Source organism: Prosthecobacter dejongeii (assembly GCF_014203045.1).
Taxonomy (GTDB): Bacteria; Verrucomicrobiota; Verrucomicrobiia; order Verrucomicrobiales; family Verrucomicrobiaceae; genus Prosthecobacter; species Prosthecobacter dejongeii.
Window position 1 is genome coordinate 273,458 of the sequence record NZ_JACHIF010000003.1, and the last position, 12,155, is coordinate 285,612.

General features: G+C 59.3%; 11 protein-coding genes. 4 read left to right on the plus strand and 7 right to left on the minus strand.

All coding sequences use genetic code 11. The annotated features are described in order from the left end of the window. Positions 1-168 precede the first annotated feature (168 nt). From HNQ64_RS08995 to HNQ64_RS09005, 3 genes are all read right to left on the minus strand, one after another. On the minus strand, positions 169-1,086 hold the full coding sequence (locus tag HNQ64_RS08995) for a thiamine pyrophosphate-dependent enzyme (RefSeq protein ID WP_184207680.1): 918 nt from the start codon (positions 1,084-1,086) through the stop codon (positions 169-171). Positions 1,087-1,184: 98 nt separating this feature from the next. Continuing rightward, positions 1,185-2,456 carry a dGTP triphosphohydrolase gene (gene dgt, locus HNQ64_RS09000; protein WP_184207682.1) on the minus strand — a complete coding sequence of 424 codons (1,272 nt, stop codon included), beginning with the start codon at positions 2,454-2,456 and terminating at the stop codon, positions 1,185-1,187. Positions 2,457-2,523: 67 nt separating this feature from the next. After that, a complete protein-coding gene (locus tag HNQ64_RS09005) occupies positions 2,524-3,153 on the minus strand; it encodes a hypothetical protein (protein ID WP_184207684.1) in 630 nt (209 codons plus the stop codon). A 268-nt stretch (positions 3,154-3,421) separates the two neighbouring features. Between HNQ64_RS09005 and HNQ64_RS09010 the strand changes: the two genes are divergently transcribed. Beyond that, positions 3,422-4,171, plus strand: coding sequence for a L,D-transpeptidase family protein (locus tag HNQ64_RS09010; protein ID WP_184207686.1), 750 nt, complete (start codon positions 3,422-3,424; stop codon positions 4,169-4,171). Positions 4,172-4,246: 75 nt separating this feature from the next. Here HNQ64_RS09010 and HNQ64_RS09015 read toward each other — a convergent pair whose 3' ends face one another. Then, entirely contained in the window at positions 4,247-5,104 is an 858-nt protein-coding gene (locus HNQ64_RS09015; protein ID WP_184207688.1) for a sugar phosphate isomerase/epimerase family protein, read from the minus strand. A 114-nt stretch (positions 5,105-5,218) separates the two neighbouring features. Between HNQ64_RS09015 and HNQ64_RS09020 the strand changes: the two genes are divergently transcribed. The 3 genes from HNQ64_RS09020 (at position 5,219) to HNQ64_RS09030 (ending at position 8,241) form a co-directional block, all read left to right on the plus strand. After that, the gene (locus HNQ64_RS09020) at positions 5,219-6,190 is read left to right on the plus strand and encodes a DUF6807 domain-containing protein (RefSeq protein ID WP_184207690.1); all 972 of its coding nucleotides are present in this window, start codon (positions 5,219-5,221) and stop codon (positions 6,188-6,190) included. An 87-nt stretch (positions 6,191-6,277) separates the two neighbouring features. Then, positions 6,278-6,919 (plus strand): response regulator, encoded by a 642-nt coding sequence (locus tag HNQ64_RS09025; RefSeq protein ID WP_184207692.1) that lies wholly within the window; start codon positions 6,278-6,280, stop codon positions 6,917-6,919. An 8-nt stretch (positions 6,920-6,927) separates the two neighbouring features. After that, a complete protein-coding gene (locus HNQ64_RS09030) occupies positions 6,928-8,241 on the plus strand; it encodes a sensor histidine kinase (protein ID WP_184207694.1) in 1,314 nt (437 codons plus the stop codon). Positions 8,242-8,313: 72 nt separating this feature from the next. On the opposite strand, the gene HNQ64_RS09035 is transcribed toward HNQ64_RS09030, so the two are convergent. From HNQ64_RS09035 to HNQ64_RS09045, 3 genes are all read right to left on the minus strand, one after another. Next, the gene (locus HNQ64_RS09035; protein ID WP_184207696.1) at positions 8,314-9,492 is read right to left on the minus strand and encodes a Gfo/Idh/MocA family protein; all 1,179 of its coding nucleotides are present in this window, start codon (positions 9,490-9,492) and stop codon (positions 8,314-8,316) included. Positions 9,493-9,567: 75 nt separating this feature from the next. Beyond that, complete coding sequence (locus HNQ64_RS09040; RefSeq protein ID WP_184207698.1) at positions 9,568-9,987, minus strand: hypothetical protein; 420 nt, start codon at positions 9,985-9,987, stop codon at positions 9,568-9,570. Between the two features lie 609 nt (positions 9,988-10,596). After that, the gene (locus HNQ64_RS09045; RefSeq protein WP_184207700.1) at positions 10,597-12,078 is read right to left on the minus strand and encodes a M81 family metallopeptidase; all 1,482 of its coding nucleotides are present in this window, start codon (positions 12,076-12,078) and stop codon (positions 10,597-10,599) included. Positions 12,079-12,155 lie beyond the last annotated feature (77 nt).

Sequence of the window (12,155 nt, forward strand, 5' to 3'; positions counted from 1 at the left end):
TCACCATCACGCCGTTAAGCAGTCCTCCAGCAGTGCCCATGCCAGCCCCGTGAAGTGGCGGGTCACTGGGGTTTCTCGGTGGCGCTTCGACCTCAGAAAACGAAAAGACTGTTGCAGGTGTGCTGCTGTGCGACATCTGCAACAGTCTTCAGGAAAAAATCGGTCTCTTCAGCGCATGGTTTCCAGGCGCTTTTTCAGGATCTCTTTCTGGCTCAGCCCTGCCAGCTTCGCCTGGGTGGAATCAATCCACTTTTGCTCCAGCGCATTTTTGGTTGGGCGCTCCACTTGGTAATAAACACCGAATTTACCGGGCGAAGGTTCATCCGCCATTTTGAAAGCGGCGACATCATCCGTGACGTCATGCTGCGTCTCGTCAATGATGTCATACACACCGCCTTTGCGAGGGGTGCTATCATCAAAGGAGCCGGAGTAAAACATCACACACTCGCTCAGGCATTCCACCACGCTGAAGCCATCGTGCAAGATGGCCCGTTCAAAGGTATCCATCATGTGTTTCACTTGCGCAGCGTGGGTGCGGGCGATGAAGGTGGCACCGCTGGCCAGCAGTTGCTTCATCGGGTTGATAGGGCGGTCAATGCTGCCGCTCGGGTCGGTCTTGGACTTGAAGCCCTGGGGGCTCGTGGGGCTGGTCTGCTTTTTGGTTAGGCCATACACGAAGTTATCCATGATGACGTAAGTCAGCTTCACGTTTTTCCGTGCCGCATGGTTGAGGTGATTGCCACCAATGGAAAAACCATCTCCATCCCCACCGAAGACAAACACATGCACGTCAGGTCGGCTCAGAGAAATCCCCGTGGCCAGGGGCAAAGCACGACCATGGATGAAGTGAATGCCGTGACTATTGACGAAATAGGGGAAGCGTGAGGAACAGCCGATACCGGCCACGCAGACGATCTTCTCATGGGGATACTGGAGTTTTTCCAGCACCTTGTAAAAGGCGGCAAGCACCGCAAAGTCACCACAGCCAGGGCACCAGGTCGGGTGATCAGCCGTGAGGATTTTTTTGGTTAACTTGTCAGCAGCAGGGGCAGCGGAAGCCGTAGCCTCCAGGGTGGCAGAGGACATGTGGGTTGGTTAGGTTGGAATACTCAGGCTAAACGAATTCCGGATTCCCGGTCAATCAAGAACGTGTGCCTTTGATGAATATCCTCCTAACCAAGAGCTTACACAAAATCCGTGATGGAGCCAAAATCCGCATCGAAAAGCCGGCGGTAAGTGCGGAAGGCAAAGCTATCTGTCATGCTGGCCACCCAGTCGCAGACCAGCCGCGCCCGCGTGCTGGTATCTGGAGCTTTTTCAATCTCGGCCTCCAGCGTGACAGGCATCAGGTGCAGGCCACTGTCTGTGGTCTTCTCTACATAACGATCACGCAGCACCTCAAACAGGCGCGTCAAAATGAAGTCAGCCTTGTAGTCGAGCTGCTGGAGCTGAGGACTTTTGAAAACGAGATCAAAAGCGATCTTTTTATTCAGCCTGGACTCCGCCTGCGTGGCAGGATCAATCTCCAACCGGAACTGATGCCGCCGGGTCATGGCGCTGAGAAACGTGCTGTTAGGCACCAGCGTCACGGCGCGGATGTAGCGGCCGATGGCGCTGTTGAGTTTCTTTTCCACATGACCCTCGCGGATGGCTGCACAGAGCTTTTGCAGGTGGATCTGGCCCGTCTCATCCAGCTCTTGCCGCTGCGCCCAGCGCTCCAGCGTGGCCACATTGATGAACCCGGCATGGATGCCATCGGCGATGTCATTGAGGGAGTAGGCGGTGTCATCGGCCCAGTCCATGATCTGGCATTCGATGCTGCGGAATTGGTTACGCACTTTCCCCGGGGTTAGCTCAGGCGGGAAGGCCTGCTGGCCCAGGGTGAAGTCCAGCCAGCTTTCCTGGTCGTTGTAGAGGTAGTGGTTTTTTGCGCCCACCACTTCCGCCTGGAGCGTCTTATATTTTAACACGCTATCCAGCACCGCACGCGAGGGGTTCATGCCTTCACGTCCTTCGTTGAACAATGTCTGCGTGAGGATGCGCAGTGTCTGGGCATTCCCCTCAAAGCCGCCGTAGGGCTGCATCAGCCGGTGCAAGGTACGCTCCCCCGTGTGGCCGAAAGGCGGGTGCCCCAGGTCATGGGATAGGCAGGCACATTCGACGAGGTCGGGATCAATGAAACAATCGTCTTCCAGGTCCGGGCTCTGCTGGAGCAGGTAGGCGGAAATGGAGCGGCCGATCTGGGCCACCTCGATACTGTGCGTCAGCCGCGTGCGGTAAAAGTCATACTCGCCCGACAGGAAGACCTGCGTCTTGTTTTGCAGCCGCCGAAAGGCACTGCTGTGGATGATGCGGTCGCGATCAATCTGAAAGGCATTGCGATACTCGCTCGCGTGCGTGGGGCGCGGTGTCAGCGTTTCAGAATCAAAGGCGTTGTAAAACCGATTGGCAGGCATGAAGGCGCAGAGTCCATGGTGCAGGTCCCGTGGTCAACCTCTAGGAAGCGACCCCGGAGCCGCCTCTTCAGATGCTGATGGTCGGCTGGCTGTCGTCCAGGTATTCAGGCTGCACTTCGGGCCGCAGGCGATTGCGCAGGCGGGGATCATCCAGCGCCTGGTCCACCGCATCTTGCAGGGCCCCGGAGACGAGATCCCGCAGCACTGGCACAGGGGAGCCACTGCCTGGCACGTAGGCACGCGCACTGCGCTCACCGGAATACACATGGCTGTGGATGATCTGTCCAGTGACGGCATCCAGCACCGTCACGCGGACGCGGGCATAGCCATAGGGCCGCACCAGCATCTGGCAGTAGAGATCCAGCACATCACCAGTCACCACGTAGCGTGCGCTGCGGGGTGGAGTCAGCATGCCGCGAGTCTGCAGCCCATGGCCAAACGCATTTGTGACCACCTGGCTCACAGGCACCCGCGTCTGCACATACTCCAGCGGCGTGCCGATCTGCGTGCGCACGGTACCCAGATCCATCTCTCCCGTGCCGCGCTGGTCAATGAAAGGCCGGGTGGCAAACTCGGGCTGCCCAGGTCTGACATGGCCTGGGCCAGGTACATAATCCAGACTCACCTGGGACGTGGTGCTGCAAGAAACCAGCGCAAACAAGGCCAGCAAGGTGGCTAGGGGAAACAGACGCTTCATGATGTGTGCTACGAATAGCCTCAGCCGCAGGACTTTCAATCGGGCATCCACATCTTCATCACCTTGATTAGAAACAAACAGCCCTGCCGGACTTGGCGCTCAGGAAAAAAACCCCCAAAACCTGAAGCCAATTAATTATCCGGCAGGGCCGATTTATGTTTATATTCGTTTCGAACTTATCGAGGCAATCTCAAAAATGATCGAACCTTCAAAATCAGCTTTCCGGTGGATACAATGTCATGACAACCCCCAGAGAGGTGGGCGGGCTATGACGCAGAAGTTTTTTTCTTCCGTTCTTGTGCTCCTGACTCTCGCGGTGCTTTTGCCTGCTGCGGCTCGTGCGCAGATCGGCAGCAGCGTCCGCCAGGTCATCGTGGCGCAGGCTCCCGGGTGGAATTCCAATACGGCCACGCTCCAGGCCTATCAGCGGGCTTCGGCCAATAGCCCCTGGCAGCCTGTTTTTGCCCAGCCCGTCCCCATTTTGCTCGGGCGTGCCGGATTGGCCTGGGGCAGGGGAGTCTTCACCCCGCCGCGCAACGGCATCCCCATGAAGGTGGAAAAGGACTGGCGCGCACCCGCTGGCGTCTTCCAGCTAGGTTCGCTTTTCGGCTACGCGGCGCGCCCGCCTTCAGGGGCCAAGTGGCCCTACATCCAGGTGGGGCCGTGGGATGCGTATGTGGATGACTCCAACAGCCCCTACTACAACCAGCACGTGCGGGTGGACCCCCGGCGTGTGCCCCCATGGTTCGAAAAACAGCGCATGCGCCTGGGCGATGCCGCATACAAATGGATGCTGGAGATCCGCCACAATCAGGGGCCGGCAGCTCCTGGCTACGGCAGCGCCATCTTTTTCCACGTCCGCCGTGGCCCCACGAAACCCAGCGCTGGCTGCTCCACCATGGCGGTGGAGAATTTAGAAAAACTCATCCGCTGGCTGGATCCCCAGGCCTCCCCCCATTACGTGCTCCTGCCCAAGGCCGACTACGCCGCGCTGCGGGGACCCTGGCGCTTGCCGTGAGGTGAGGCAACGAAAAAGCGGAAAGCAGGCGTCGCCCACTTTCCGCTTCAATTTTTAAGTTATGGGGCAGCGATCTTACTTGGCCGCTGGCTTCCAGTTCTTCACGAACTCCAGGCTCTGCTTGATCTCAGGCAGGCTGGTTTCCCAGTTGTGCTCATACTCCACATGCAGCGGGCCGGGGTAACCCTGGGCATGGTATTCGGCCAAGATGGCAGGAATGTCTGACTTGCCCGTGCCGAAGGGCAGATCGTGAGCCTTGGGATTGCCAAATTCAGTCAGGTCCTTCATGTGGCTGTCAAAGATGCGGCCCTTGAGGATGCGGATGCAATCCACCGGATTCAGCCCACTGCGCACCCAGTGGCCCACATCGGCGCAGGCACCCATGCGGGGATCCCGATCTTTCACCAGTTCCAGCACATAGTTCGGGTCCCAGAACAGATAAGCACGGTCCAGTGGACGCTTTGGATGATTATGAATCGCCATCTTGATGTCGAACTCCTTCACCAGAGCTTCGATGCCATCCAGGCCTTTGACGTCTGGCTCAGTGATGACAATGCCGATGCCCATGGTTTTGCAAAATTCGAAGACTTTGCGGTCTGCCGCAGCGTCGGCACCCAGTTTGATCACGCCGTAACCCACCGCCGTCACGCCCTGCTCCGCCAGCTTGGCCTTCACAGCTTCGATGACTTCAGGAGGGGACTCGTGGTTGAAGACCTGGTCGGGCTTCTCTGGGGAGAGTTTCTGCTTCGGGTAAAACTCGATCGTTTTCCCCCCAGCGGCAGCGGTTTTTTCGATGGCTTCCATCACGGAAAACAGGCGGAAGCTGTAAGCCTGGCAGCCAGCGTAAAACTGGCCGACCTTGGCGGTTTCGGGGATCGTCGCAGCGAAGCCCGCGACGGCGAGAAGGAGGAGTGGCAGAAGGAATTTCTTCATGGGCAGAATGGAACGGGGTTGGTCAAGGCTTCTTGCGCTGGAGAGTAGCTCCAGGCAAAAGCCTTTCCGCATTGTGCCGACAAGATGCGCGAGGGCGAATGCGTTTTTTCCCTCATGCGTATTCCCTGCCTGCTGATCCTGCTTGCCGCTCCCGTTTGGGGCCAGCTCCCTTCGGCCAAACCGGTGCCGCGTGTGCAGGCGGTGCCCTTGCCGCACCACATCACCTCCTTTCAGCTCGATGGGCGAGAGCTCACCGCCTGTCATTATGATCCGCAGGACATGCGGCCTTTTTGGTATCCCATCCGCGCTTCGCGAGACATCAGCCTGACCCGCATGGGGCATCCGCATGATCCTTTGACTCACAGCCACCACAACAGCGTGTGGGTCACGCATAACAGCCTCAATGGCCTGGATTTCTGGGGTGACTACGCCAAGAAACAGGGCCGCATCATCAATGTGGAAGTCTCGCGAGAAGGTTATGAGGACAGTGATGATTACGCCAGCATGCGCATGGTGAATCACTGGATCAACGAGGCGGACCAATCCGTGCAGTTGATCGAGGTCCGCCGCACCGAGGTGCGCCCGGTGGATGGGGCCAAGAGCTGGTTTCTCATCATGGATCTGGAGTATGCCCCGCCCAAAGGCAAGACCGCCACCTTTGGTGCTTCCGGCTTTGGCCTCGTGGCCGTGCGGGTGGCAAAGAGCCTGGGCGTGCACGATGGCGGCGGTCGGCTTTTGAATTCGGAAGGTCAGGTCAATGAAAAGGGCATGTTTCGCCTGCCTGCCCGCTGGGTGGACTACAGTGGCCGGATCACCAATGAGGAAACCGGTTTCGCGGGAATGACGCTGATGAACCACCCCATGAACCCGCACAACCCTACCGCCTATCATGTGCGCGATGATGGCTGGATGGGCGCCTGCCTCAGCCTGGATACCCCCCTGGACGTGACCGAGGCAAAAAAGCTGCGCGTGCGTTATGGCCTGTGGGTGCATGACGGACTGCCAACTCCAGAAGCCATTGAAGCCCAGTGGAAAAATTTCACCACGCTGCCCGTAGCGGATCTAGGGGATAAAAAGCCCCGTTAACCCCCTAATCTGAAGGCTGGCGTGTAAGAGGGTGAGAAGGGGCCTTGTTCTCATCGGCGTTCCGGATACTCTCCCCCACTAACGCTCATGTCCACCAAAGCGACCCGCATCCTGCTAGCCGATGATCACTCCGTTGTTCGCAACGGCTTCCGCCTGATTTTGGAGGCCCAGTGGGACATGGAGGTAGTGGGCCAGGCCTCCAATGGTCGCGAGGCGGTGGAACTGGCCGAAGCCCTCCAGCCCGATGTGGCCGTGATGGATGTGACCATGCCTGAACTCAATGGCATCGAGGCCACCCGGCGCATGGAAAAGGCATCCCCAAAGACCCGTGTGCTGGCGCTTTCCATGCACAAGGATGCCGTCTATGTGCGGGAAATCCTGCGCGCTGGGGCACGCGGTTACTTGCTGAAAGATTGCAGTGAGGCAGACTTCCTCACCGCTGTGCGGGCCGTCGCTGTGGGGAAAGGTTACCTCAGCCCAGAGGTGTCAGATGCCGTGCTGGATGACTACCGCAAGCATGTCACCAATCCCATCGATCTCCTCTCCACTCGCGAGCGTGAAGTCCTCCAGATGATCGCGGAGAGTAAGACGAACAAGGACATCGCCAATGCCCTCAACCTCAGCGTTTACACGGTGGAGGCTCATCGAGGCCGCATCATGGAAAAGCTGAACCTCCACTCCGTCGGGGAACTGGTGCGCTTTGCCCTGCGCAATGGGCTCATTGACTGAGCGCCTCCATGACCCGCTTCATCTTACCCTTCAATCGGCGGATCGGTGAACGTTCCGTCCTGTGGGGGCTCATCATCGGGTTCGGCCTCGTCGTCATCCTTTTGGGAATCGCTGGACTCGTCGCAGTGCGCGATAGTCACGCCATTCGTAAAAATGCTGCACGGCTTGTGCAGGAGCAGCTTCTCGTTGCCCGTCTGTTGCATGAAGTGCAGGCGGAAGAAGATGCCCTGGCCCTCATCGTTCACCGCATCGTCAGGGAAGTGGGCATGGAAGACCGTGTGGCGCGGATTGAGGATCTCAAAAAGGCGGACAAAGCTGTGGCCAAGCTGGCCCATGAAGCTCGTTTGACCGCTCATGCTCAGGATTGGCAATCGCTCGCTCAAGCCACCCAGCTCTTCTCTGAAAAAGCGCGCACTTCACTAGAGCACGGTGGCGCCACCTCCCGCACTCACATGGAGGAGCTCATCTCCAGCCATGAAGTGGTGGTGAAACTCATCCATGATCTCATCCTGCACAGCACCAAGCATCTGGCGGAGGTGGATCAGCAGATCGGCCTGCAACTCCAGGACTTGGCAGATGAATCGGCCGTCTTGCTCGGCTCCAGCCTTTTGCTCTCGGGTTTGTGTGCCGCAGGAACCATTCTTTTTGTTAGGCACAGCATCCGCCGCATCGAGTGGCAGCAGGATGAACTCAGCCGTGTCTCCTGGCACATGCTGCAAACGCAGGAGGAAACCGCCCGGCGTTTTTCTCATGAACTGCATGATGAACTGGGCCAGTCCCTAGCTGCGGTACGCTCTAACCTCGTCCGGCGCGTGGATGAAAACTTTGAAGACCGCCGCGCAGACTGTGTGGTGCTGGTGGACCAGTCCATTGCCAACGTGCGCGAACTTTCCCAACTGCTGCGTCCCGTGATCTTGGACGACTTCGGCCTGGATGCCGGGCTGCGCTGGCTGACGGAAAAGTTTGCTCAGCGTGCCCAGGTGGAAATGACCTATGACTCCCAACTTGAAACCCGCCTGCACAGCGACCTCGAGACCCATCTTTTCCGCATTGCCCAAGAAGCCCTGACCAACATCGCTCGCCACTCCAAAGCCACCCAAGTCAAAGTCACTCTGACGACCGAGTTGGATCAGGTGCAGCTTATCGTCGAAGACAATGGCGGGGGGCTGTCCATCAACCGAGAGCACTCCCGTCAAAGTCTTGGGCTCACCGGCATGCGGGCGCGTGCGAGAGAGTGTGGGGGCAGCCTGGAACTGCAAGCCGTGCGCCCCCATGGCCTGCGGATCTTCGTCACCACCCCCATGCGACTAGCGCAGGATTGATCGCATCATGCACTAGGGGGTGGGCTGGCAAGAGAGCACGTGGAAATACTTTGGCTTCGCCTCCTCGAAAACCTACACCTTGACCCAGCCTTTGGCCTTGCTGCTTTCCAGGATCGCTTCGCACAGCTTCACTTCGTGGTGGCCATCGGCAGCGGTGGCGAAGAGGGCAGGAGTCTTTTTACCACTGGCGATGTGTTCATAGACCGCACGGTAGTGCATCTTGTGGGCATCGCTGAAACCTTCGGCATGGCCGCCAGGGTAATCGGTGAAGTTCGCCACGTCTTCGAGGAAGCCTGGGGTACCGCGTTGCAAAATTTGGTTAGGCTGATCCCGATGCCCGACGATGATTTCGTTCGGCTGCTGGAGGTCCCACTGCACGCTGCCTTTCGTCCCATAGATGCCCAGGGCCAGGCTGCACTTCCACCCGGCGGCGACTTGGGAGATGCTGGCATTGGCGTGCACGCCGTTGGCATGGCCATGCTTGGACTTGCCGAATTTCAGCAGCACACTGCCGAAGTCCTCGGTATCCACTTTGTAAGGGACCATGGTTTTCGGGTCCACTTTGGCAAAGGTCTTCACCTCGCCTTTCGGACGCAGGCGGGTTTTGTGGAAGGTTTCGATGTGGGCAAAGACGCTTTCCGCCTTGGCACCGAGGATGAAACTGACGGCGTCAATCCAGTGCGTGCCGATGTCTCCCACAGCCCGCAGTTTGCCGCCTTCACTGGCCATGACGCGCCAGTTGTAGTCGGTCAGGTGCAGCAGCCAGTCTTGGAAAAAGTGGCCCTGCACGTGGATGATTTCCCCCAGGTCTCCGCGCTCCACCAGGGCGCGCATTTGCAGCACGGCAGGGAAAAAACGGCACATGTAGTTCACCGCAAAGACCGGCCCGGCCTTGCCGCCTTTTTTCACCGCGTCCACCACCAGGGCGGTCTCAGCCGTGGTCATGCCGAGCGGCTTTTCGCAGATGACGTGTTTGCCCATGGCCAGGGCACCCAGGCACTGCTCCACATGCGCTTTGTTGGGCGAGGTGATGTGCACGACGTCCACATTCGGGCTGGCAAACATAGCCTCGTGGTCGTAATCGCCATAGGCTTCTTCGATGCCCCACATCTCAGCCGTTTTTCGCGCACTTTTAGAGGAGGCACAGATGGCGGTAACCTGGATGCCCAGACGTTTCAGCGCCTCAATGTGCACTGGGCCGATGAAGCCGGTGCCGATGATGCCTGCGCGGAGATGGTGGAGGGGTGTCATGCCCCACGCTGCCCCAGAGAGGCGGGGCTGCGCAAGCCTGGGTTTTAGCCAATGACAGGCGTAGAGAAGGCTGCGTCACGCAGCAGCGGCCCACTCTTTCTGCACCACGGGCCGTTCCGCACTGGGCACGGGCCAGGAGCGGATGACCTCTGGCTCAAAGTCAGGCAGATCTTCGCGGATGCGGTCAGGATCAATCACCAGCACATGCGCATCTGGGTAAACCTCACGCGCAGCGCAGGCGATGCGCTGATCTCTCACGATGAACACGGCCGCCATGACGCCAAACGAAGGCAGCATGTCTTCATGCAATGGCATGAAGCGGATGTCTTCACGGTCCACCATGGTCCCCTCATGGGCGCTGGCGATGTAAACATACCCCAGGGCCGTCATGCGACGCGCCAAGCTGACAATGATTTCCTGCTCTGCCGCAGTGGTGGAGGCTGGCAGCATGAAGAGGAAGTTATGAAGCTGGGGGAGGTGAGGCAGGGCATTCATGAGGAGGAAAGGGTAAGTGTTGCATTGCAAGCCCCGTGCCACACGCGCCGAAGACCCTTTTCCCCGGGGGAAAGGGCCTTCACTCCCCGTGCCTCACCGTGCAAGACTCCACCCCCTCTGGCAGAGTGCCCAGTGGGGCTTCGGCGTCCTGCCCCATTGTGTGACCGATGTCCTGAAACAGCACCCTCTCGGAGTTGAGGGAAAAGCATCTTTTTATCAAAAAGGGCACCCTTTTGCGACCGGACTTTCTGCGTGCTGCAACCACCCCCTCACCTTGACCTTTCGCTTCGCGGCTTCGCACCCCCCAATTCTTGGGGGAGAGGGAACGCGCTTTGCGATCTCGGGATTGAAGAGCGAACGACAGGTGTTTAGTCTTCAGCCAGCGGAGGCAAAAAGACGTTCCCCCTCTCCCCGCTTGCGGGGAGCAGGGCCGGGGTGAGGGGCGGTGGAGTGATCTCGGGGGCGGAAGATAGAAGCGTCGTTCAGGAAAAAGCGCCCCCCCTTGCGAACAAGGCTTTGGGTGCTGCGCCCCCTCTTCTGGATCTACCAGCGATCCCCCATCGCCTTCATTCAATCCCGCCGAGCTATCGCTTTAAATCACACTTTCCGTTAGGCCATGTCATCCAGCGGATAAATCGGGCGGGTGACTTTCTGAAAGGGCAAGGTGCTGAGGTGGCTGGTGCACGGGCCTGCTGTATGCACCCAGATCATGCGCGTGGCGATGGGATCATAGGCGCGCCGATGCGCCACGGCGGCCTTCACCCCGATGACGGAAAAGTCTTGGGGCTCCAGCCCCTGACTGCGCCACTGGCCGAGGTCAAAGGGCGGGGTCTTGATGCTGGTCAGCAGGATCGTTAGCTCCTTATGCCGCACCACCGCACACGGGCCCATGCTGAAGTGGCCACCGCTCATGGAGGCGAGGTGACTTTGCTCATCCTCCAGGGTAAATTCTCCCGTGCTGTGGGAGACCACTTCCACTTCGATCTCCACCGGCCCGGCATCCAGACGACTGCCTTTGCCACCGATGGAAACCATCACGCGGTCGCCGGTGCGGTACTTGCTCACCGTGGCCACCGCCTCGGCATCGGCGATGCAGACGGCGCAGTTTGGCACGCGCCAGTGAATGAAGGCCCGCATCAGGCCGGTGCCATCTCCAGGGGCCCCGCCGCCGATGTTGTCGGAGGGTTCCACCACCACGGTCAGCCCTTCTGCAGGCGTGGTGAGACCACCGATGACCTCGCTCAGTGCTGGCTCGGTGGCATTGCCCAGGCTGCGCAGGGACCAGGCGGTATCGCACAGCTTTTTCAAATGCGCGCTGGCATCCACAGTCGCGGCGATGACAAAGCTCACGCCCGTATCTGGCGTATCGGCAAAGGAAAAACCGGCCACCACGTTCACGGCCCAGATGCCCGGCTCCTGCTCCATCTCACGAGCCATGGCCTCTAGGCTCAGCATGGGCTCACTGGCGGTGCCAGTGCCCGTCGGCGGCCACATGAGGGGCGGGTGGGCGAACTGTTGGTTAGGCTGCTCGCCTCCCGTGAGGCAGCGCTGCATCAGCCTGGCGGCATCACAGGCGGCTTCACGGGCATCGGTGTGCGGATTTTGGCGATAGGCCACTAGGCAGTCAGACAGGGCCGCCATGCGCGCGGTGAAATTTGCATGCAGGTCAAAGACACCGAAGATGGGCAAATGCCCTGCCCCTGGCAGTGCCCGCAGCCGCTGCAGCAGCTCCCCCTCCACATCGTCATAGGACTGCGAGACCATGGCCCCGTGCAGTACCAGGAAAATACCATCCACCCCGGCGGTGAGATGCGGCCCGGCATGCTCTTGAAAATCGGCCCAAAAAGCCTCGATCACCAGATCCTCGACCAGGGCGCTCGGCTGGGCGCGGTAGTCCACCATGGGTAGGATTTCCCAGCCAAATTCTACGGCCAGATCCAGCACCCCACCAAAGGGTGAGGCATCGCCTTTCAGCGCCAGCACTTCATCACCCCGGCGTAGGGTGAAGTCCTCCAGCGCGGTGGTGCCTTCGAGAAAAGTGTGCGTCTCGTGGAAAAGTCCGGCGAGCAAGATGCGAGGGGGGCGGCTCATAAGGGGAAGACTACCAGGGTACAGACACGAGGTGGGAGCATTACCTCCAACTTTCGTGGCCCGTGCTCTCGGTGGCT